The sequence below is a fragment of the Plantactinospora mayteni genome, assembly GCF_016862935.1.
Taxonomy (GTDB): Bacteria; Actinomycetota; Actinomycetes; order Mycobacteriales; family Micromonosporaceae; genus Plantactinospora; species Plantactinospora mayteni.
Genome location: NZ_BONX01000033.1, coordinates 44,172 through 66,643, shown reverse-complemented (window position 1 = coordinate 66,643; position 22,472 = coordinate 44,172). Strand labels below are relative to the sequence as shown.

Sequence of the window (22,472 nt, the reverse complement as noted above, 5' to 3'; positions counted from 1 at the left end):
CCCACCCCCGCCGCTGTGCCGGTGGTGTCGGTTGGGGTGGTCACGCACCGTCGAGCCGGCCGACACCTACCCGGTGCCGGCCAGTCCCGACGTGATCCCCGCCGCCCACCACAACACCCCGGGCGGCGTGCGGATCGGTTGGCCAGCGGTGGCCCGCCCCACCAACCACACGATGGGGAGTCGCTCGCCGTCACCGGCGAGGATCCACAACACCCACCGGAAACCGGTGAACGTAAGTGGACACCGCACTAGTTCCACGGGGTGGCTGATCATGGCGTTGTGACGGGATTGGAGTGTGCGGATCCGGCAGTCACCGATGTTGTCGATGAACTTGTCCTGCATTTTCGGTCGTATCGCCTGGTCGCGCAGCAGTTTCACGTAGGTGCGCGGAATCACGCTGGTGGGCGGTGCTGCCGAGCGGGTCTGACGTCGAGGATCTACAGTGGACGGCTGAACATCTTGCGGTTGGCGAAGTTGTGGTAGCCGGTACGCTGGAAGGCCTTGACCATGCCGATGTTCCCGGTGTCGCAGTCGCCACGGATCTCCGTTGCCCCGGCCGTGACAAGGATGTTCGTCCCGCGGGCTACGACGGCGGTGGCGTAGCCGTGACCACGTCCGGTCGTGGCGACGCCAACCAGGCCGATTACCGCGGAGCTCGGCGTACGGGCGGGCAGGCTGATCGCGATCGGCCGGTCCTGCTGGTCGTAGCCAATCTCGAACCAGTCCCGCTCGTGGTCCAGCTCCAGCATGTCGGCGAGGTTGCGCTCGGCCGCGCCGCGCAGGCCGTGTTCGGCGATCTCGGCGAGGAAGATTGAATCCTTCGTGTCGGTGAAGGTGTCGGCGAGCAAGTCGACGAACGGCTCCTCGCCCAGCTCAGCGAGTGACCGCCAGTGCAGCCGGTCGTCCTGGGCGGGAAGCGGATCGCCGTTCTGCCAGAGGAACCGCCGTCCGTCCCGGTTGACGGAGAAACCGTGCGTGGCGAGCAACTGCTCGCGTCGCTGCGGGTCGCGCTGGAACTGTGGGGCCTGGCTCGGCGTGTCCAGTACGTGACCTTGCGTTCGCGCACCGAGCGAGCGGGCCAGTTCGGCGGCGTGCGTCAGCAGGGCGGCGGCGGTCTGGTCGTCGCCCGGCTCCAACAGCACGACGTCCATGGGCACCGAGCGGCCGGGGACCGTCCACAGCACGACGTTGCCGACGAGCTCGTTGTCCTGCTCGGCCACCAGGCACCAGGCCGGTTGAGTGCAGCCGCTGTCGAGCAGCCCAGACAGGTAGGCCGCGGTCGCGCTGTTGCGTTCGTCGTCGTGCGGGTACGCCGTCAGGGCGGGCAGTTCTTGGGGCCGAGCGGGGCGGATCGTCAGCACAGTCGGTTTCCTTCGTTGGTCATCGTTGGCAGCGTACGCAGGCCGCGGATGGGCGAGAAAAGGAGGGAAGCAGGGCCGCGAAAAAGGAAGGTCCCAAACCGGTCAGCCAGGCGCCACATAGTTGGAAGCGTTCCTGCCGACTGACGAAGCCACCAGTACCGCGCTGACCGAACTCGTCACCTGGTGAACGTGATCGAGCTGCCCCTGCGCAGGGGCAGCTCGATCACCAGTCCGCCGGCGAACGACCCGGGCCGGGAGCGTCCGCCGCCATGAACGCGGCCATGGCGAGGTGCATCAGGTCGGGCGCGATCGCCAGCCGCTGCGGGCTGGTCATCGCGTCACGCGGCGTCGAGCGCCTGAGTGATCTTGCGGGTCATCTCCGCCAAGGTGGGGCTGGGCTCGCTCTCCCGGGTCCGGGCGGCCGCATCGACGGCGACCAGGACGGTGGGTGCGCACCGCCATCCCGAAGCCCCAGCCGCCGTGCTGGCCCTGGCCGAACGAGATGTGGACGTTGTCGCGGGCCATCGCGGTCCGGGCGGCGTTCTGCTCGGGGGTCAGCCGGTTGCTGGTCATCAACTCCACCACGGGCCGGGACAGGATCCGTTCGCCGTCGTGCATGCCGTGGTTGAGCAGCATCCGGAAGTAGGCGTGGTAGTCGTCGACGGCGGTATCCCGAGGCACTCCAGGCAGTACCTCATGAACGGACGCCTCGGCGCCCGATAGGACCGCGATAGGACGGCAATAGGCACCGGGATCATCGTTCCGACCGCGTGACCGCCATTCGGCGGTCTTGGAAGGATCGGAGGCCTCATGAATAGACGCGTGGTGCGTGCCGCGACGATCGCGTCCACCGCGTTCGTCGCCGCGTTCGCCGGTGGCGGAGTCGCGTCGGCCGACGCCGGCACTGTGCAGTCCGACCTGGCGGACGTGTCGGCGGTCAATCTCGGAGAGGTACGCGCGGCGGAGAACTCCGTGCTAGCCAACTCGATCGCCCGGGCGATCGCGGAGACCGGCACCAGTGAGGACAAGTTCGCCAAGTTCAGCAACGCGCCGCCCCGGTAGGTCGGTTCCCACTTCGACCGGTTCGAGGTGACACGTGCGGTGGTGGGCGCGGCCCGGGTGTCGCGCCCACCACCGGCTCCGACTGGAGGTACAGGTATGACAGCGATCTCGATCCAGATATCTGCCCGACCGCCCGGGTCCGACCAGTCGGCGGCGGCGTGGCCGGACGAGGCGTGGAAGGCGAAGGTGGTCGCGGCCGGCGACTGGCGACCGGTCCCGTTCCGGCAGTTCATCGTGAAGCTGCACAGCAGGTGCAACCTGTCCTGTGACTACTGCTACATCTACGAGATGGCCGACCAGACCTGGCGGACCCTCCCGGGAGGGATGGCCCGGGAGACTTTGCGGCAGGCGGCCCGGCGGATCGGCGAGTACGCGGAGCGACACGGTCTCGCCGAGGTGCAGGTCATCTATCACGGCGGTGAGCCGCTGCTGGTCGGCCCGGACTACCTCGACTTCGCGTCGGAGGAGATCCGCGCGGCAATGCCGGCCACCACCACCGCAGTGCTGTCGGTGCAGACCAACGGCGTACTGGTGGACGAGCGGATGCTCCAGACGCTGGTCCGACACGAGGTCGGCCTGGGCGTCAGCCTCGATGGCGGTCGGGAAGCCAATGACCGGCACCGTCGGTACGCCAACGGCAACGGCAGCTTCGACCAGGTGGCGCGGGCCCTGTCACTCGTCAACCAGCCGGAGTACCGGCATCTGTTCTCGATCCTGCTGTGCACCATCGACGTGACCCGAGACCCGGTCGAGACCTTCGAGTCGCTCCTGGAATTCGACCCGCCGGCGGTGGACTTCCTGCTGCCGCTCGGCAATTGGAGCAGCCCGCCGCCGTTGCTGCCGGCCCCGCCCGGCGAGACACCCTATGCGGAGTGGCTGATCGCCATTTTCGACCGGTGGTACTCGGCGCCGAGCCAGGAGACGGACGTGCGACTGTTGCAGGCGATCATCGACGAGGTGCTCGGTAACCCCAGCGGCTTCGAGAAGGTCGGGTTGACGCCGTCGGCGGCGATCGAGGTGGAGACCGACGGGTCCATGCACCAGGTCTGCTCGCTGAAGTCCGCCTACGACGGAGCGACCTGCACGAATCTCAACGTTTTCGCACACACCTTCGACCAGGCGATGGAGCATCCCGCCGTCGTGGCCCGGCAGGTCGGCCGGGCCGCGCTGTCAGACACCTGCCAAGACTGCGACATCCGCGACATGTGCGGCGGCGGCTACTACGCCCACCGTTACCGGGCCGACACCGGCTTCCGCAACCCGTCCGTCTACTGCCCCGACCTCTTCCGCCTGTTCGGTCACGTGGGTCGCCGCGTGTACGCCGACCTGGCCCGGCTCACCTCGGGAGGTGCCCGATGACCGGGACACACGCGTTGACCGCCGACCAGTTCGCGGCGCTCGCCACCGGTGGCGGCGACGCCCAGACCATCGCCTGCCTGAGAATCAGCCAGCTCAGCAAGAACATCCTGCTGATTCGCGCGATCATGCAGACCGCCGAGGAGTCCTACCCTGACGAGTACGCGGCCGCAGGTTTCGCCGACAGCTTCATCCTGCTGGAGGAGGTCCAACGGCACGCGGCCGCCATCGTCGCGGATGTGCTGGTCCACCCTCAGGTGGGTGCCTGGGCAGGGCACTGCCTGCGACGGCTGCTCAATGTCACCCCCGCCGAGCAGCCACTCAGCACGCTGCTCAACCACTTCGCCGCGATCGGCGCTGCGGCGGCCATCCGGGCCGGGACCGACTTCACCGCCACGCTGACCATGGACGGTAACGGTACGGCCGTGCTGCCCACCCTGGGCCGTCTCCAGATCCCTGGAACCACGCCCGGCACGGTCACGATCCGCCAGGTCAATCGGGTTCGGTCGGTCAGCACCGGAGACGGGTACGCCGTCGAACTGCCAGCCGACCTGCGTCGGGAGGCGCCGGGGTGGTCTCCGTTGCGTCGTCTCAGCACCGAGGTGAGCGGGCTTCGGGTGTCGGTGGACCTGGACGACATCGGGCCGTACCGCAGCGGCGGCGAGATGCCGGTCACCGGCCGCGTCGAGGACGGCATGGTCGCGCGCTGGCAGGAAACGCTGGACGAGGCATGGTGGCTGCTGGCCACGCTCTATCCCGACCGCGCCGGCGCGATGGCCGCCGGCCTGGCCACGTTGGTGCCGATGGAGGCCGGCGGCCCGCTGATCGACTCGAGCGCAACCTCCCGGGACGCCTTCGGAGCGGTGCTGCTCGCTGCGCCGGAGAGCGCCGAATGGCTCGCCGAGACCCTCGTGCACGAGTTCCAGCACTCCAAACTGGACGCCATGCTGGATCTCCTGCCGATGTATGAGGCGACCGATGGAGAGCTGTTCTACTCACCGGCACGAGACGATCCACGCCCGCTCGGCGGGATGCTGCAAGGCGCCTACGCGTACGCCGGGGTGGCCGACTACTGGCGACGGTACCGGTCGATCACCAACAGCCCGCACGCCCAGATGCAGTTCGCCCGATGGCGGGAGCAGGTCGAGCGGGTCTGTGAGGCGCTGCTGAAGTCGGGCCGGTTGACCCGCTGCGGCGTAGACCTTGTCACCGGGATGTCGGCTCAGATGAGGCTCTGGGACGACACCGCTTTCTCCGACGAGCAGCGGGCGATGGCGCGGGACGCCGCCGACGACCACTACGCGCGATGGCGGATCTACAACCTGCACCCGGATGCCCGCGAGGTGTCCACTCTGGCGCGGCGCTGGCTGCGCGGCGAGCGGCGGCCGGCGGGCGGATATACGCAGCCACCGCCTCGAGCGACCTCGGCCGAGGTCCGGATCAATCCGCGGCTGCAACTCCGTCAGCGGCGGGAGCTGGAACCGGGTCGCGGTGCGGAATCCGCTGCCCCGAGCCCCGAGCCCGACCCGCCTCTGCCGGGTCAGATCACGGCGACCGCAGGAGACCTGGCCCATCTCGAAGGAGATCATGGCCGGGCGGTCGAACTCTACCTGGCGCAGATCAGTCGCGAGCCGGACAATCCCGAGCACTGGGCCGGCCTCATACTCGCCCGACGGGCGCTCGTCAACGACGAGGCCACGCGCTCCCTGCGCGACCATCCCGAACTGGTGCGGGCCGTACACCTCGCGGTTGTCGCGGAGACCGGCGCAGCGGCGGACCCGGTGGCGATCGCCGCCTGGCTCCCCGAGATCGGCAGCGCACCCGCCCGCACCGGCCGGAACGACTGAGCCAGCGGGAGGCAGGTGATGACCAGCGAAACCAGTGCCGCCCGGCGGCCACGCCCGCCGGATCGACCGGAGCGGCCGAACCGCCCCGCCGGGTCGGCCCGCTCGATGGAACTCGATGGCGTACGGGCCGTGGCCGCCGGTGGAGTTCTGGTGTTCCACGTCGCGATGGCCACCGGGTGGGCGTTGCAGCCTGGTCTGGTCAGCGCGATGCTGGCCCGGGGTGAGATCGGGGTACCACTGTTCTTCGCCCTGTCCGGTCTGCTGCTCTACCGGCCGTGGGCGATCGCCACCTTGCGACGCCATCACGGACCCACCCCGGCGCCGTACCTGTCCCGCCGGGCGATTCGCATCCTGCCCGCATATTGGATCGTGCTGGTGTGCGCCTTGGTGCTCTGGTCCCGCCCGTACCTCGATGACCTTGGTACCTGGCTGCAACTGGGCCTCCTGATCCAGAACTACGACCCGGCGCCCTGGTGGGACGGCTCCGGGCCACAGGGTCTGGCCCAGATGTGGAGCCTGTCGGTGGAGGTCGCGTTCTACCTGGCCCTGCCGCTGATCGCGCGCGGGTTGAACCTCGTCGCCCGGGGCGGTACGGACATCCACTCCCGAGCCCGCCGGCTGCTGGTGGGCGTGGCCGCGACCGGCGCGGTGTCGTATGTGTGGACGCTGGCCGTCTTCTACCCGAGCTACCGCGGTTACCTCTACCTCTACCCACCACGCTGCCTGACCTACTTTGCCGTCGGCATGGCGCTGGCGGTCGTCCTCGCCTGGGCGCGGCTGGCACCGAACGGGCCGGCGGGCCGGTTCCGCCGTCTGGTCAACCGGTCCTGGACGTACTGCTGGGCAGCTGCGGCCGCATGCTACCTGCTCGCGTCGACCCCGTTGACAGGCCCGCGCCTGGTTCCGTTCGACGGTGTCGTGACCGCGCTTGCGGAGTTGCTCATCTACACCGCCTTCACCGCCTTCCTACTCACGCCCGTGGCGCTGCTGCCCGACCGCGCGACCCCGCTGGGGCGCGTGCTCGGCAACCCGGTGATGAGCTACCTCGGCCGGATCTCGTACGGCGTGTTCCTGTGGCAGTTCGCCGCGTTGTTCATCTGGTACGACCTCACCGGGCAACAGACGTGGACCGGACGGTTCTGGTTCAACCTCGTGGGAGTTGCCGCGTGCACCCTTCCGCTCGCCGTGGCGAGCTATCACCTCGTGGAGCAGCCGGCCCGCCGGCTGTACCGGTTCGTCGGCCTTCGTCATTGACCCGGGAGACTGGATGCGCAAGACAGTGACCGCCATCTTCACCCTCGTGCTGTTGCCGCTCGCCGCTCCAGGCGTCGCCGGGGCCGGCGTGACAGCGGTGCCGGCCGGCGCACAGACCGCCGCGTACACCGACGATCTGTCCGACCCTCTGCAGGCCAAGCAGCGCGCGGCGCGGTCGGCCGCGCTGGACGCGCTGCTCAGTGGCCGGGCCGGCGTCGAGCGGCGGGGGTCCAGCGTCGTCGCCAGAATCGATGCGGCGCGGTCGGCGTCGCAGGGCAACCGGCGCCGTACAGACCAGTACGTCGAGCTGAGCCGGGAGAGAACCGACAAGGTCTTCGTAATCCTCGCGGAGTTCGGCGACGAGCGGCACCCGGACTATCCCGACGTGGACACCGACCCGGCGACGCCCGGGCCGGTCCGCTTCGACGGACCCGGGCACAACGAGATCCCACGGCCGAACCGGGCGAACGACAACAGCACGATTTGGCAGCCTGACTACCCGCCTGACCACTACCGTCGGCTCTACTTCGGGTCCGGCCGTGGCGTCGAATCGGTCCGCACCTGGTACGAGCGGCAGTCCTCCGGCCGGTACAGCGTCGACGGTGCGGTCACCGACTGGGTGAGGGTCCGGTACAACGAGGCGAGGTACGGCCGCAGCAACGGCTATCCCTGCGCCGGCTGGGTTTGCGCCAACTCCTGGGAGCTGATCCGCGACGCGGTGGACGCGTGGGTGGCCGGGCAGCATGCACGGGGACGGTCCGACGCGCAGATCGCCGCCGACCTCGCGGAGTTCGACGTGTGGGACCGGTACGACCACGACGCCGACGGCGACTTCAACGAGCCGGACGGCTACCTCGACCACTTCCAGATTGTCCACGCCGGCGGGGATCAGGCCGACGCTGATCCGTGGCAGGGCGAGGACGCGATCTCCAGCCACCGGTCGGCCGCCTTTCCCAGCACCGAATTCGGTCCCGGGCACAACCGCGCCGGCGGTGTCCAGATAGGAGCGACCGGCCTGTGGATCCGGGACTACACGATGCAGCCCGAGAACGGCGGTCTGAGCGTGTTTGTCCACGAGTACGCTCACGACCTCGGCCTGCCCGACCTGTACGACAGCGCTGCCGTCCAACCCGAGACAGAGAATCCGGTGCACTGGTGGTCCGTGATGGCGCAGAACCGGGTCAGCGCGGCCCACGATCAGGGCGTCGGTGTCCGCGTCAACGACTTCGGGCCGTGGGAGAAGCTACAGCTCGGTTGGCTCGACTATGAGATCGTTCGGGCGGGCGAGAATCGCGCCGTCACACTCGGTCCGCACGAGTACCGCTCCACCCGGCCGCAGGCTGTTGTCGTCACACTGCCGAAGAAAAAGGTGATCACGGAGCTAGCCGTGCCGCCCGAAGGCGTCCGGTCCTGGTGGAGCGGATCCGGCAACGCGCTGGACAACACATTGACCAGGGACATAGCGGTGCCGGACGGGCCGGCTGAGCTCACCTTCAGCGCCTGGTGGGACATTGAGGACTGCGGCGCCTATCCGTGCGACTACGCCTTTGTCGAGGTGTCCACCGGCGACGGGTTCACTGCCCTCCCGGGATCGATCACCCGACCGGCCGAGGGCAACGCCATCGACGGAACCAGCGGCGGTTGGCAGGACGCCCGCTTCGACCTGTCCAGGTACGCGGGGAGGACGATCACGCTACGGCTGCGGTACACGACCGACGGTTCGGTCGCGGGCAAGGGTCTCCTGGTCGACAACATCGTGGTCATGTCCGGCGGTCGGACCGTGTTCGCCGACGGCGCCGAAGCCGGTCCGAACGGTTGGGCCCTCGCGGGATTCACTGCCGCTGGCGGCACGGTCGTCGACGAATACGACAACTACTACCTCGCGTCACACCGATCGTATGTCTCGTTCGACCGCTACCTGAGGACCGGGCCGTACAACTTCGGCTTCCAGCCGGCACTGCCCAACCTGGTCGAACACTTTCCGTACCAGCAGGGCCTGCTGGTCTGGTATTGGGACACGTCGTTCGAGGACAACAACACCAGCGAACATCCGGGAGGCGGACTCATCCTGCCGGTGGATGCACGTCCCCAACTGATCCGTGGCGCGGGCGGGCGCCCGTGGCGACCCCGGATCCAGGCGTACGATGCACCGTTCTCGCTCCGCCGGGCCGACTCGTTTCCCCTGCACATCGACGGTAAGGCGAGCTGGATACGCGGGCAGGCCGCAGTGCCTGTGTTCAGCGACGCCCGCAGCTACTACGCCGAGGACCCGGTCAGCGGAATGCGGTACGGCGTCAAGGTGCCCCAGCACGGTGTGCATATCCGAGTGCTGACGGAGGTCGGCACCTCGATGCGAATCCGGGTCACCAGCGGATGAGGACGATGAGGTCGGCGACCTCAATGAACCTTTTTCAACCTCCCCTTGCGGTCCGACGGACCGCAGGGTCGGAGGCGGTGCCTCAGCGCCACGCGGTTCAGGTTGAAAAAGGTTCAATGATCGGGGACACCGACGTCAGTCGCACCCGGTCGACCGCGGCAACGCGGACAGCAACGCGGCCACCCGACCAGCGGCGGTCTCGTTGTCGACCTGGCGGAAGAGTTCGTACGCGGTGGCCCACGCCGCCGCAGCCGCGGCCGTCTCGCCACAGTGTGCGTACGCCTTTCCGAGCGTGCTGAGCGCACGTGCTCGCAGAAACGGGAATCGTAGTTCCCCGAGTAGCTGGATGGCTCGTCGCAGCGACGCGACGGCGTGTTGCGGGCGGTCGTTGGCGAGCTCCAGCTCGCCGATCCCGGACAGGGCGAGGGCTTCCCCGTAGGCGAGGCCGTCGGTCCGGCTGCGATCCAGTGCGACACCCAGCATGTGCCGCGCCACGGCTCGGTCGAGGGTGACGTAGACCTGGCCGAGCCGGGCCAGCGCGTACGTCTCCTGCACCCGGTCGCCGGTTTCGCGAGCCACCGCCAACGCCCGTTCAAGGTGTGCCTTACCGGACGCGGGTTCGCCCAACTCCAGGTGGATCAACCCCAGCAGGGCCAGCGCCATGCCCTCGTCGCGGCGGAAGGCCATCTTGCGAGCGAGGACGAGGTACCGCTCCGCCATCTCCCGTGCGACGGCGTCGCGTCCCTGCTCCCGGACCACGAAGGCCTGCTGAGCCAACGCGTGACACTCACCCAGTTCATAGTTGACGGAGGTGGAGATGGAGAGCGCCTCGGTGGCGAGCGCCAGCGCCTGCTTGTGACGACCGCAACTGCGATGTACATCGGCGCAGAGGTACAGGGCGTCAGCGAGGCCGCGCTTCTCACCGATCTCCCGGAAAATGTCCAGCGCCGCCTCGGCGGCGTCGAGCTTGTCCTGTGGCTCGGCGCCCCGACGGGACGTCCACAGGTCAGCGAGATTGCGTAGCATGACCGCCTCGCCCAGCCGGTCACCAGCCCGCCGGGTCGCCCGCAACGCGGCCTGGTGCGTCCGTTGTGCGTCGTCGTGCAATCCGCCCAGTTCGTAGTATGCCTGCGCGGAGGCGGCCAGTTCCCAGGCCAGGTCGGCCATACCCAGGCCGGCGGCCTGGTGGATGGACGCGGCCAGGGCGACATGCTCCCGGACAAACCAGGCGACCGGGTTCGTGGCGGACGGACGGGGCGCCGGCGAGCGCCAGCGGGTCGCCTGGCCGCGTATCGACGCCACGGTGCTGCCCGGCAGCCTGGCACTGGCGTCCTCCGCCATGCTCAGCCAGGCACCGAACGCCCGCCGGAGCGCCAGGCGCCCGATCTGCTCGCCCTCCTCTTCAGCGGCCTTTTCCCGCGCGAACAGCCGGACCAGGTCGTGCATCCCGTATCGGGCCTCGCCGTCGGCTCCGGGCAGGATGTCGAGCAGGCACGCGTCCGCCAGACTCTCCAGCAGGCCCTCGGCGTCGCGCGGCGCGGCATCGAGCATCGCGGCACCGGCCCAGGCCGGCACATCCGGTGCGTCGAGGAGACTCAGCAGCCGCAGCAGTCTGCGGGCGGGTTCGGGCAGCGCCCGGTAACTGAGGCCGAGGCTTGCCCGCACCTCCAGGCCGTCGGTTGCCAGTTCATCGAGGCGGACCAGTTCGTCACGCAGTCGCTCGGCGAGTAGCGCGGCCCGCCAATGTGGGCGGGCGGCGAGCCGGGCACCCGCAATCCGGATGGCGAGCGGCAGGTGTCCGCACAGCTCTGTGATTTCCGCCAGCGCCTCCCGCTCGGTGTCGGCGCGTGGTGGACCGACGATCCGGACAAGCAGACTGAGGCTTTCCTCCGGCTCGAACGTCCGCAGGGCAAGATGGACGGCCCCCTCCAGCCCGGTCAACCAGTGCCGGCTGGTGATGATGACCGCGCAGGAGGCGCTACCCGGCAGCAACGCGCGGACGTGGGCAGCGGAGACGGCATCATCGATCGCCACGAGCATGGACTTGTCGGCGACGGCGTCACGGAACTGTGCAGAGCGCTCCTCGACGCTGTCGCCCTGTGCGGCGTCCTGCACGCCGACCGCCCGGAGGAGGCGCTTGAGCGCGGTGAACGGTCCGACCGCCTCCGACCAGGTGCCGCGTAGGTCCACGTAGACCTGGCCGTCGGGAAACGCCGGGCGCAGCCGGTGCGCGGCGTACCACGCCAGGCTGGACTTGCCCACACCGGCGGGCCCGGACACCGAGACCACACGCAACTGCGTGGCCGGTCCGGTAAGGATCGCTTCCAGCCGCTCGACCGTGCACTGACGCCCGGTGAAGTCTGCGACCACCGGCGGCAACTGGCGCGGTACCGGTGGGGTCTCCTGGCGGATCATCGTCGCGGGCGTGGACGGTTGGTTCAGGGCGGCGTCGTTGCGCAGGATCGCAGTGTGCAGCCTACGTAGCTCAGGACCCGGATCGAGGCCGATCTCATCGGCGAGCAGGGTGCGCAGCCGCTGGTAGGTGGCGAGCGCCTCGAACTGGCGCCCGGACCGGTACAGCGCCAGCATGAGCTGCCCCACCAGCCGCTCGTTACGCGGATACTCGGCCGTCACCCGGGTCAGCTCGCCGATGATTTCGCGGTGCCGGCTACCGGCAAGCTCGGCCGCGATCAGGTCCTCGACCGCGGTCATGCGTAGCTCGTCCAACTCACCCCCGATCCGCTCGCGCAGCCGTGGCGTGGCGACGTCGGCAAGGAACGGACCACGCCAGAGCGAGAGCGCACGCCGGAGCAGATCCGCCCGCGGCTGCGGCTCGGTCGCCTGCTTCGCCTCATGGACCAGGTCTCGGAAGCGAAGTACATCGACCACATGCCGCTCGACGTGAGCGACGTAGCCGCCCTGGACCGTGCGGAACGTGACCGCCTCGGCGGTCCCGGCGGGGCACAGCCGGCTACGCAGTCGGGACATCGCGGTATGCAGGGTCGCCCGTGCGGAGGGTGGGGCCTCCCCATCCCAGAGCAGGTCGATGAGCCGGTCGGTCGACATGACCACGCCGGGCTGTACCAGTAACAGGCCGAGCAGGCATCGTTCCCGTCGGCGTCCAGGCTCCAGCCGGCGACCGTCGTGGTCAACCTCGACCTGGCCGAGCAGCCGTACCTCCACAGCTTTCACCTCCCTGCGCCGCGGGAATGCACTGGCTGTCGGGTCGGGATGGAGCTTGGCGCGGGCTGGTATGGCTCTGGTAAGGCATCTGGCAAGGAGACCGCCTCATCCTAGGGATGGTCACCTATCGATGGCGGGTTTTCAATGACCCGGCTGCCCTGCGGACGGTCGCGGACGCCGCCGTCGAGCACGCCGACCGCGTTGATGTCGGGGACAAACGGTGACAGGCGCGGCCCGTACCCCGGTGAACAGCTCAAGGTGGGAGAGGATGCACACGAACCGAGCCCCGACGCAGACGCTTTCGTACCCGGTCCCGCCAACCGACGGGTGCGCGGACCCCAGCTTGACGTTTTTCATTCTTGGCCCGTTGCACATGAACCTCGGCCCACGCAAGCTACCCAGGTGTACGCCACGGCAACGGATCGTGCTCGCCGCGCTACTGCTCGAGCGCAACCGCATCCTGTCGACCGAGCGCCTTATCGACGCGTTGTGGCCGATGGACCCGCCGGCGACCGCACGGGCGCAGGTCCACATCTGCGTGTCGGCGCTGCGTCGGATGCTCGCCGACGGCACCGCACGGGAGCGGATCCACACCGTCGCACCGGGCTACCTGCTGGAGGTGCCCGAGGGGCGGGTCGACCTCGACGTGTTCAACCGCCTCATCGCGGCCGCGCGAGCCGATCGGGAGAGAGGGCAGCAGGTCAGTGCGGTGAGCAAGCTTCATTCCGCGTTGCGTCTGTGGCGCGGCCAGCCATTCACCGACGTCGGCAGTGACGTAATCCAGGCGGCGGTCGTCGGGCTCTGCGATACGCGGCTGTCCGCCCTCGAGGAGTGCATGGACCTGGATCTGGCGCTCGGTCGACACGAGGCGGTGGCGCATGCGGCGGCCGGCCTGGTCACCGAACATCCGCTACGCGAGCGGCTGCGCGCCCAGCAGATTCTCGCACTCTACCGGTCAGGCCGCACCGCAGATGCCTTGGCCGCCTATCGTCGTACCCGCGACGACTTTGTCCGCGAGCTGGGCATCGAACCCGGTATGCGGCTGCGCGAACTCGAGCGGGCGATCCTGAACCACGATCCGGCTCTCGCACCGTCCGTCAACCCTGCCCACCAGAAGCCGCATCGGCGGGACGTCCCGGAGACTGTACCGAAGGATCACGAGCTCAGTGGGCGGTCACCGAATCAACTGAACTTCGGCTGGGGACGGCCATCATCCGGGTGAGCCCGTCCCGATCTCCCGGCCGGGCGAACCACCAGCCCCGGGCATTGTCGAAGCCCATCGGGCGCAGCAGTCGGGCCTGCTGCTGGATCTCCGCGCCCTCCGCCGTGCCGGTCAGCGGGGCTACCGGAAGGTCCGGCCGCCACTCCTTTTGATCTTGCGCGCCCGAAGGGATTCGAACCCCTAACCTTCTGATCCGTAGTCCGAAGGGGATTTCCAGTCTCCTCCATACTGCACTCTATCAGAAATCCGTCCGACCGCAACCACTTCAGTCCCGACAAGTCCCATCCCGTCCACGCAGGTCCAGGGCCTGCGGATGTCAGACACAGAGGTCGATCGATAGCTCGGTCCACCTCGCGAACGGCCGAAATCCCGTCGCGTCCCGGAGCGTCCGTGTCAGTTCCCCGACGTCCGAGCACCCACGGAGCACCGTGCGACACGAAGGCGCATGGGAAGGAGTGCGCAACATCGAGGAGGTTCGGCTGATGCCGGAGGTGTAGTTCCAGGCCCGTGTCGATGGCCTGTCCCCAGCCTGACGTGCGTCGCGGGTAACTGCGGGGTGCGGAGCTCAGGTGGTCAAGCCCAAGGGCGCCTGCTCCATCCGGGAGCCACAGGCGAAGGGGAAGACCGAAAGGACGAATGGCGTGAACCCTTGTTGATGCCTCGTGACGTGGAACCCCGCCGATGGGATGCGGTAGCGGGGTTGACAGACAGCCGCTGGAACTGCGGCAGGCGCCGGTGTGGAGAGGTGCTCCAGGCCGGGACGACACCGCCGTCTGCGGGGTAGAGAGGGCGTCCGGCCCGGTCGTGTCTCACTCATGCGCAACGTGACAACCCCGATGGGGTCCACGGCGACGCCGTGGTAAGCCGACCGTGAGGAAGGCCCAATCCCCCAGCGGGCACAGGACGGTTCCAGAAGCGAACGCCAGTGGCCGAAAGGCGACGGGAAACCGGGGCGATCATGGTCGGCTCCTCCGCCGGCCGCCTCGGATAACCGGCCGGATACGGCATGCTGCCGAGCCTGAAAGGGCGCTGACGGGAATCGGGTGAGCCTGTGAACGAAACGGTGACCGCACCGCAGGAACGGAAGGGCAAGTTGGACGCCACGACGACACCGGACACAGGCGCGGCGCACGCCGCCACGGTGGCCGACGCCGAGGTGAACGGACCTTTCGACGAGATTCTCGACTGGCCGTCGATCGACTGGCGGCAGGCCGAGGACACCGTACGGCGGCTGCGGCAACGGATCTTCACGGCGAGTAAGGCAGGCGACCTCAAAAAGGTCCGCAATCTACAGAAGTTGATGCTCCGCTGCCGCGCGAACGCCCTGGTGAGCGTGCGGCGGGTCACGGAGATCAACGCTGGCCGAACGACCCCCGGGATCGACGGCAGGCTGGCGCTGCACTCCGAGGAGAAGGCCGCTCTGGCCGGATGGATGCAGCACCACGCCCAGCCGTGGACACCCCGGCCGGTCAAACGGGTGTATATCAGCAAGGCCAACGGGCGACGCCGCCCGCTCGGCATCCCGGTGATCGCCGACAGGGCATTGCAGGCCCTGACGGTCAACGCGCTGGAGCCGGAGTGGGAAGCCCGGTTCGAGCCGCGATCCTACGGATTCGTGCGCCACGAGGTGCGTGGCATCGAGGGAGGTGGGAGACCTTCCCGCCGCATCGTCGCAGCGGTGCGGTGCAGCTGGGGGCAGCCTGAGCCGGGGAACGCCGGGAAGGGCGGGAAGCAGCCCCGACAACGCCGGGACGGCCTGGTACTGCCAGACGGGCTGGGTTCGGCAAGCGAGATCAGAAGGTGGAACGAGAGTGAACCAGTGGTTGAAGCCCCGTAAGAAGAGTGCCGGCTCAAATCTGGTGGATATGGGCCGGGGTGCAGTGCGTGACCCGTGGGTTGTTGACGCGGGTCAACTCCGAAGCCGAGTGAATCCGTCGGTGGGGAGGCCACGCTGAAGGTCTGCGGCGTAGGCGTGGCGATGCTGTCGGGGTAGAGCTGGCCACCGACTTGGTCAATCGATGTCACGTGAACGTGGGAACTATCCGCGGTCGCCCGTTCCGCTGTCCGTCCAGGACGGTGGTGGGCAGGCTCGTTGCCGGCTGATGGCTGTCGGGTAGGGCGGAGGCTCCGTAGTAGTCCGGGCGCGCGAGAGGCGCGTACATGGCGAAGGGGGCCAGCAAGTCGGCAGGGTGGACGCTGGAATGTCGGGAGGTTCGTCGGTGAATACCGATGAGTTGGAGTCGGCGCTGTTACGCGCCGAGCTTCGGGTACTGAAGATCCAGACCAAGCTGCACCGTTGGGCCGGTGATGGTTCTCATCGCAGGTTCGATGATTTGTTCAATCTCGTCGCCGATCCCGCCTTCCTGTTGGTGGCGTGGGATCGGGTGCGGGGCAACAAAGGGGCACGCACGGCCGGGGTGGATGGGCAAACCGCTGTATCCATCCAGGTCGGGTTGGGTGTCGAGGAGTTCCTCGACGGGCTGCGGACCTCGTTGAAGGACCGCAGTTTCCGCCCGTTGCCGGTGCGGGAGCGGATGATCCCCAAGACCGGCGGCAAGCTGCGTCGGCTGGGGATCGCCACCATCACCGACCGGGTGGTCCAAGCGTCTCTGAAGCTGGTGCTGGAGCCGATTTTCGAGGCGGAGTTCCTCCCGTGTAGTTACGGGTTCCGTCCCGGACGCCGGGCTCACGACGCGATCGCCGAGACGGTCATGTTCGTCAACAACACCTACGAGTGGATTGTCGAAGGTGACATCACGGCATGCTTCGACGAGATCGCGCACGCTCCTCTGCTGGAGCGGGTGCGTCATCGGATCGGAGACAGACGTGTCCTGGCCTTGGTGAAGGCGTTCCTCAAGGCGGGCATCCTCGGTGAGGACGGCGCGCTACGGGACAGTCGCACCGGCGCCCCGCAAGGGGGCATTCTTTCGCCGTTGCTATCGAACGTGGCCCTGTCGGTGCTGGACGAGCACATCGCCCAGCTTCCCGGCGGCCCACGTTCCAACACGGTCGAGCGGGCCAAACGCAAACGTCACGGGCTGAGCAACTACCGTCTGATCAGGTACGCAGACGACTGGCTGCTCCTCGTGACCGGCGGCCGTGAGCATGCGATCAGCGTGCGCGACCAGGTGGCGGAGATACTCGTGCCGATGGGCCTGCGCCTGTCGGTGGAGAAAACGAAGATCACCCACATCGACAAGGGTGTCGACTTTCTGGGGTGGCGCATCCAGCGGCACCGCAAGCGCGGCACCAACCGGCGCTACATCTACTGGTATCCATCCCGGAAGGCCGTCAAGGCCATCACGGGCAAGGTGAAGATGCTGTGCCGGCGAATGGACACGAACGAACCGCTGGATGCCCTGTTACGCCAGCTCAATGCGGCGCTTCGGGGCTGGTGCACCTACTTCCGGCCCGGGCAGTCCGCGCGCACCTTCTGCTATCTCAGCGCCTACCTATGGCAACGAGTGATCGGATGGCTGCGTCGCAAGCACCGCCGGATCACCTGGAAGGAACTCCGTCGCCGCTACTGCGGCGGCAGATGGTGGCCATCCGGCAAGGAACTGGGGATGTTCAACCCCGCCAAGGTGCGCACCACGCGCTACCTCTATCGGGGCGTGATCGGCATCCCCTCGCCCTGGCCGGCTGCGGGATGAGGACCACAACCACCGAGCCCGCAACGGGACTTGTGGAGAGCCCGCTGCGTCGACGAGGCGCACGGCGGGTTCGGGAGGCGGCTCGGGGAAACGGGCTGGTCGAAAGGCCAGCACCGCGCCCCGAGTCGACCTCACCGGCCCGGACGCGGCTGCCACGACGCGATCGCGGCGATCTACAACACCGCCAGCGGCAAGACCGCTAAACGGCTGTGGGTCCTCGACGCGGACCTGGCGGCGGCGTTCGACCAGCTCGACCACACCCACCTGCTCAACCAGCTCGGCGGCTTCCCCGGCCGGGGACTGGTCGCCGGTTGGCTGCGCGCCGGCGCGGTCGAGCGTGGTCGGTTCACCCCCACCGGGCGGGGCAGCCCGCAGGGCGGGGTGATCAGCCCACTGCTGATGAACGTGGCCTTGCACGGCATGGAACAGGCCGCCGGGGTCCGCTACTACGCTGGTGCCCCCACCAACGAGACAGCACGCGGTGCACCGGTCCTGGTCCGCTACGCCGACGACCTGCTCGCCCTGTGCCACAGCCGGCAGCAGGCCGAACAGGTCAAGACGCGGCTCGCCGCCTGGCTCGCGCCCAGGGGTCTGGCCTTCAACGACGACAAGACGGCGATCCGTCACCTCGACACCGAAGGCTGCGACTTCCTCGGCTACAGCATCCGCCGCCACCGCGGCAAACTGCTGATCAAACCGAGCACCACGGCCACACGACGGATCCGGAAACGGCTCACCACCGAGGTCAAGGCCCTACGCGGCGCCAACGCCTCTGCGGTGATCGGCACGCTCAACCCGATCATCCGGGGATGGGCGGCCTACTACCGGAACGTGGTCTCCAGCAGAGCGTTCGCCCTGCTCGACGACCACCTGTGGCGGCTGACCTACAAGTGGGCCGGCCGTCGCCACGCGAACAAGCCGAAGTACTGGGTCACCGCCCGCTACTTCGGCCGGTTCCACCCGTCCCGGCAGGACCACTGGGTCTTCGGCGACCGCGACAGCGGCGCCTACCTGGCCAAGTTCTCCTGGACAAAGATCGTCCGACACACCCTGGTCAACGCCGACGCCTCACCCGACGACCCGGCGCTGGCCGACTACTGGGCACAACGGCGTCGCAGGAACCCACCCCGCCTGGACCGCACCACCCTGCGCCAACTCCTGACGCAACAGGGCCGGTGCCACGCCTGCGGAGGACTGCTCCTGCACGCCGACCACGAACCACACAGCCCACACGAATGGGAACAATGGTTCAAAGTCATCCGCAAAGCGATCCGCCACCAAGCGATCCTCACGGATGCCGGCCCCAGCCCGGACGACCCCGTCGTACCCCGCCTCATACACGCCCACTGCCAGCAACACCCACCGGCAAGGGCCCAGCACCACAGATCGCCTTACCCGCCATCAGGGCTTGCTTGAGCCGTGTGCGGTTGGCGCCGCACGCACGGTTCTGAGGGAGCGGGAGCGCAGCAATGCGCTCCCGCTACCCGACCACCATCGCCGCTCCCGGTGGGCAGCCCAACGACCTACTCCAGACTGTCAGGTTCGTAGCGTGCCGCTGCGGCGACCGCGCGCCGGCACCTTTTGCCTCCAGCCGCAGGTCTTCGATCTCGAATCGGCTGGGGAGGTCGGCGCGGGAGCGTAGCAGCGCCAGTGCCAGCCGTCCTTGACATAGAGCCGTAGGTCAACCATGACGCTTCCGCACTTGCCGCACCTGGGCGGCGGCGCCGCAAGGTCGTTGGCGCGCTCGTGTTCAAGCAGTTTCCGAGCGAAGTGGCTGCCCTTCATTACGAGCATGACTTCGCGACTCTGTTTCTGCGAGAGCACGTTGAGGCTGCCAAGAAGCACGGTGTGCTCGTCGATGACGACGATCTTCTGGTGCATTTCGTGGATCTCGACAACTCGCTGCACCGTGGCGCGGAGTGCTGCCAGGTACTGCTGCGACTGTGCCTTGCCCTGTTGATGGTCGGTGGGGTCGCGGACGAAGACGACCACCGTGACGCCCCGTTTGACCGCCACCTCGAGTTCGGGCAAAACTTTCTGCATACGGGTTGCGGTCCAGGTCGCCCAGATCCAGATCGTTCGGCGTGCTGACCGCAGGTGCTCGGCGAACGTCACGTAGAACTGCCGCTCGTCTTGGATGTCTGTGACGGTGACCTGCTGGGCAAGCAGGTCAGCGAGTTCGCTGCCGAAGGGGCCGAGTAGTGGCCGGTCAGGCTCCGGGACGGACGGCGCGGTGATCAGACTTCGGGCGGAGACGGTCCTGATTGTGCTGCCGAGCAGGCGCCTGAGGTGTGCGAACGGTGTGCCGGGTTTGGCGGTGCTGATGCGGGTACGGCTGCCGATCAGGTACAGGCGGTTCTTGGTACGGGTGACCGCGACGTTGAACAGGCGGACACCTTCGCGTGTGAATGAGGTCCCGTCTAGGGTGGCTTGCGCCATCCACCGTCGCCCCAGATGGTCTTCCACGAGGTCGAAGACGACGATGTCGAACTCGCGGCCCTGGAACCGGTGGGCGGTGCCGACCTCGGTCGGTAGGGTGTCCGAGTTCTCCTGGTCGCGCAGCGCTTCCAGCGTTGCCTCGGCCTGGTCGCTGTAAGGCGTGACGACTCCGACGTCTTCGCTGCGTGCGTGGTGGTAGTCGGCGAGGGCTCGGCTGAGTAGGGCTCCGGCCGGCCACCAGCCCTTGGTCGCGCCGGTTGATCGCACGGTCGCGAGGTCGCCGAGGCCGTCGGTATCTATCAGGACGATCTCCGGATCCTCGTTCGAGTCTCGTGGTCGGATGCCGGGACCGGCGGTCAGCAGCCCGTCGTAGGCGATTGCGTTGGCGAGGCCCATCACGTCATGACCGAACCGGTGTTGCTCGTCCAGGGCGGTGCAGCCGGGGTGGGCTCGTGCGTGGGCGGCGGTGGTGATGCCGCACAGCTCGAACACGTCGGTGTTCAGCCACCGTCGCACGTCGGGGCGGTCAATCTCCTTGACTGCCTTGGGTAGCACTGGCCCGAGTTGCATGAAGTCACCGAGCAGGACTGCGGTGCTTCGGGCTCGGGACACCGCCAGCAACGCCTCGGGGACGGTGGCGGCGCCGACCTCGTCGATGAGCACGACGTCGTACGGACCGTCGAGTAGGACCTTAGCGGTGCGTAGCCGGGCCAGGGTGGTGGCGACCGCTCGGGCGTTACGAATGATTTCGCCTTCGGCGTCTCTACGGAGTTTGTCGAACTCGTCCTGCACCTTCGCGTGTTCTCGTTCTAGCTGAGCACGCGCCGGGGCTTCCGCAGCCACGCGGGCGCGCAACGACAGCACCGATCGGTGCTTCACCAGCAGGTCACGCCGCTCGACACGGTCGACCAGAGCTCGTTGCTGGTCGGTAAGGCGGGGTGCCCCCTCAGCAGCTAGCAGGCTCTTCTGCAGGTTCTCCTGGCCGGTTAGGGCATCGGCCAGTCTGCCGGCAGATGCGGCGTGCGTTCGTTGAGCGGCGGCCGCCATGGTCTCGCGGGCGGTAATCTGCTCACGGGTGAAACTAACCCGCGTGGACAGGGCTGCGGTCTGGGTGTCGACGGCGCGCCGGAACCGCTCGACCAGCTCGCGGTCGCTACGTTCGCGTTGCTCTAGCTCCGCCACGCCGTGCTCTGCCGTGCCCAGCTCGACCTGTAGTCGCTTGACCGTACGGCGGTTGCGTAGCCGCGTCATTCCTGTGGCAGCTTCGGCGGCACGGAGCTCGTCGTTGATCCGGTTTCGCTCGTCGCGGCGGGCCAGCAGCTGCGCGCCGGTGCGATCGACGGCGTCCGCTGCGGCTGCGGCTTCCTTGTGTAGCCGGTCGATTTCGTCGAGCGCAGTGCGGGACCTGGCGGTTTCGCCGAGCGCGGCGCGGGCGGTCGTGGCCGCAGCGGCAGCTCGATCTGCTTCCTCCCGGCAGGCATGCACATGCTTCCCGGCGGTGTCCAGCCGCGCGGCGAGCTGCGGAATCCGATCTGCCTCGTCGATCAGCTTTCGCGCCCGCGCATACTCGTCCGGGTCGAACCCCGTGACCAGATCCTCAAGTGTGGCGAGTTCATCGAGCGTGTCCCGCATTGTGACCAGCCGTTGCTCCAGCGCCTGCCGCCGCTGCTTCACCTCGGCCAACCGGCTGCTCGCCAGGTGTGTCAAGCTCACGGCTGGGTCTTCTGCGATCTGCCGTAGGTGAGGTGTGCCGACTCGGACGAGATCGCCTGGGCGGTGCCGGCGGTGCCGCACGACGCCGGCGAGGGCGTTGTCCACGGCGATGTTCGTCGAGGACGCCAACAGGACACGCTTGCCGGCCGTAACCAGGTCGGCGATCGCTTCGCTGAGCACCCGCGTCTTGCCGGTGCCGGGCGGTCCCCAGATCAGCCGCACCCCTCGGGTGAAACAGGAGTCGTACGCCTCACGTTGGGCCGGGGTGAACCCGGCAATGTCCGCGACGTGGCGCGGCTTCGGCGCAAGTCGTCCCGCCGCCAGATCGTGCGCCAGGCTGGCATCGGCCACCGCCGCGAGCCCTTCGCACAGCTTTGTCAACAGATGCGTCGCCGACTGCTTGTACTGCCACAGGTGGGCGTCGGCGATGTCGACGAACTCCGGGACGCGCACCCGCAGTAGCTGTCCTTCCTGCAGCACCTCTAGCAGCGGGTAGCCGTCATCCGCGCCCGGCTCGCGCGAGCCGGATATGCGCAGGTTGTCAATCTGGTCCGGGTCGGTTCGTGAACCACGGGTGTCAACGGAGTACCAGCCCCGCTCCCCCTCAGCACGTGCGGGCCCTACACAGACCCACCCCGCGCGACCAGACCGCCCCTCGGCGCTGATCCAAAGGTTCACCGCAGCGCAGACTTCATCACGCCAGTCCGGCAACACGACCCCCAGCCGCCACCACAGCCGTTGCAACGGAGAGCCTATCGTCCACGACTGCCCGTGACGAGGCCCTGATCGCTGCCCCTATTAGCCAGGGCAGCCAAAGCCCGGCCTCGCGGGGAATCGCTGGCAACACTGGCGGGCTCATGCGTCTAACAGGACGTCGAGTGCGGTGGCTTCCGGCATATCGGCGCGGAGCCGACGGGCGGAATGACGCCATGCGACAGCACAGGAGGAGGTGCCAGCAAGAGGACAGGGCGTGGCAGGCCGTTCAGTGCTGTTTGACTCCCTGGG

General features: G+C 68.1%; 14 protein-coding genes. 9 read left to right on the top strand and 5 right to left on the bottom strand.

Annotated features, from left to right (window positions below; all coding sequences use genetic code 11):
- Positions 1–66: 66 nt before the first annotated feature.
- The 3 genes from Pma05_RS23975 to Pma05_RS42720 all read right to left on the bottom strand — a co-directional run bounded on the left by Pma05_RS23975 (position 67) and on the right by Pma05_RS42720 (position 2,042).
- A complete protein-coding gene (locus Pma05_RS23975; RefSeq protein WP_203859713.1) occupies positions 67–396 on the bottom strand; it encodes a hypothetical protein in 330 nt (109 codons plus the stop codon).
- Positions 397–437: 41 nt separating this feature from the next.
- The gene (locus Pma05_RS23970; protein ID WP_239312985.1) at positions 438–1,361 is read right to left on the bottom strand and encodes a GNAT family protein; all 924 of its coding nucleotides are present in this window, start codon (positions 1,359–1,361) and stop codon (positions 438–440) included.
- Between the two features lie 330 nt (positions 1,362–1,691).
- On the bottom strand, positions 1,692–2,042 hold the full coding sequence (locus Pma05_RS42720; protein ID WP_239312983.1) for a hypothetical protein: 351 nt from the start codon (positions 2,040–2,042) through the stop codon (positions 1,692–1,694).
- A 129-nt stretch (positions 2,043–2,171) separates the two neighbouring features.
- Between Pma05_RS42720 and Pma05_RS23960 the strand changes: the two genes are divergently transcribed.
- The 5 genes from Pma05_RS23960 (at position 2,172) to Pma05_RS23940 (ending at position 9,257) form a co-directional block, all read left to right on the top strand.
- A complete protein-coding gene (locus Pma05_RS23960; RefSeq protein ID WP_203859712.1) occupies positions 2,172–2,423 on the top strand; it encodes an FxSxx-COOH-like cyclophane-containing RiPP peptide in 252 nt (83 codons plus the stop codon).
- 96 nt (positions 2,424–2,519) lie between these two features.
- Entirely contained in the window at positions 2,520–3,782 is a 1,263-nt protein-coding gene (locus tag Pma05_RS23955; RefSeq protein ID WP_239312981.1) for an FxsB family cyclophane-forming radical SAM/SPASM peptide maturase, read from the top strand.
- Positions 3,779–5,626 carry an HEXXH motif domain-containing protein gene (locus tag Pma05_RS23950; RefSeq protein WP_203859711.1) on the top strand — a complete coding sequence of 616 codons (1,848 nt, stop codon included), beginning with the start codon at positions 3,779–3,781 and terminating at the stop codon, positions 5,624–5,626. The genes Pma05_RS23955 and Pma05_RS23950 overlap by 4 nt, the downstream gene beginning before the upstream one ends.
- 18 nt (positions 5,627–5,644) lie before the next feature.
- Complete coding sequence (locus Pma05_RS23945; protein ID WP_203859710.1) at positions 5,645–6,880, top strand: acyltransferase family protein; 1,236 nt, start codon at positions 5,645–5,647, stop codon at positions 6,878–6,880.
- Between the two features lie 13 nt (positions 6,881–6,893).
- On the top strand, positions 6,894–9,257 hold the full coding sequence (locus Pma05_RS23940; RefSeq protein WP_203859709.1) for an immune inhibitor A domain-containing protein: 2,364 nt from the start codon (positions 6,894–6,896) through the stop codon (positions 9,255–9,257).
- A 135-nt stretch (positions 9,258–9,392) separates the two neighbouring features.
- Here Pma05_RS23940 and Pma05_RS23935 read toward each other — a convergent pair whose 3' ends face one another.
- Complete coding sequence (locus Pma05_RS23935) at positions 9,393–12,440, bottom strand: AfsR/SARP family transcriptional regulator (RefSeq protein WP_203859708.1); 3,048 nt, start codon at positions 12,438–12,440, stop codon at positions 9,393–9,395.
- Between the two features lie 343 nt (positions 12,441–12,783).
- Between Pma05_RS23935 and Pma05_RS23930 the strand changes: the two genes are divergently transcribed.
- The 4 genes from Pma05_RS23930 (at position 12,784) to Pma05_RS23910 (ending at position 18,731) form a co-directional block, all read left to right on the top strand.
- Positions 12,784–13,662 carry an AfsR/SARP family transcriptional regulator gene (locus tag Pma05_RS23930; protein ID WP_203859707.1) on the top strand — a complete coding sequence of 293 codons (879 nt, stop codon included), beginning with the start codon at positions 12,784–12,786 and terminating at the stop codon, positions 13,660–13,662.
- Positions 13,663–14,713: 1,051 nt separating this feature from the next.
- Entirely contained in the window at positions 14,714–15,499 is a 786-nt protein-coding gene (locus tag Pma05_RS42715; protein ID WP_239312979.1) for a reverse transcriptase N-terminal domain-containing protein, read from the top strand.
- 382 nt (positions 15,500–15,881) lie between these two features.
- Positions 15,882–17,315: a group II intron reverse transcriptase/maturase gene (gene ltrA / locus Pma05_RS23915; protein ID WP_203859706.1), complete on the top strand. Its 1,434-nt coding sequence runs from the start codon at positions 15,882–15,884 to the stop codon at positions 17,313–17,315.
- A 30-nt stretch (positions 17,316–17,345) separates the two neighbouring features.
- The gene (locus Pma05_RS23910) at positions 17,346–18,731 is read left to right on the top strand and encodes a reverse transcriptase domain-containing protein (protein WP_203859705.1); all 1,386 of its coding nucleotides are present in this window, start codon (positions 17,346–17,348) and stop codon (positions 18,729–18,731) included.
- A 120-nt stretch (positions 18,732–18,851) separates the two neighbouring features.
- On the opposite strand, the gene Pma05_RS23905 is transcribed toward Pma05_RS23910, so the two are convergent.
- Positions 18,852–22,211 carry an AAA domain-containing protein gene (locus Pma05_RS23905; protein WP_239312976.1) on the bottom strand — a complete coding sequence of 1,120 codons (3,360 nt, stop codon included), beginning with the start codon at positions 22,209–22,211 and terminating at the stop codon, positions 18,852–18,854.
- Positions 22,212–22,472: the final 261 nt, after the last annotated feature.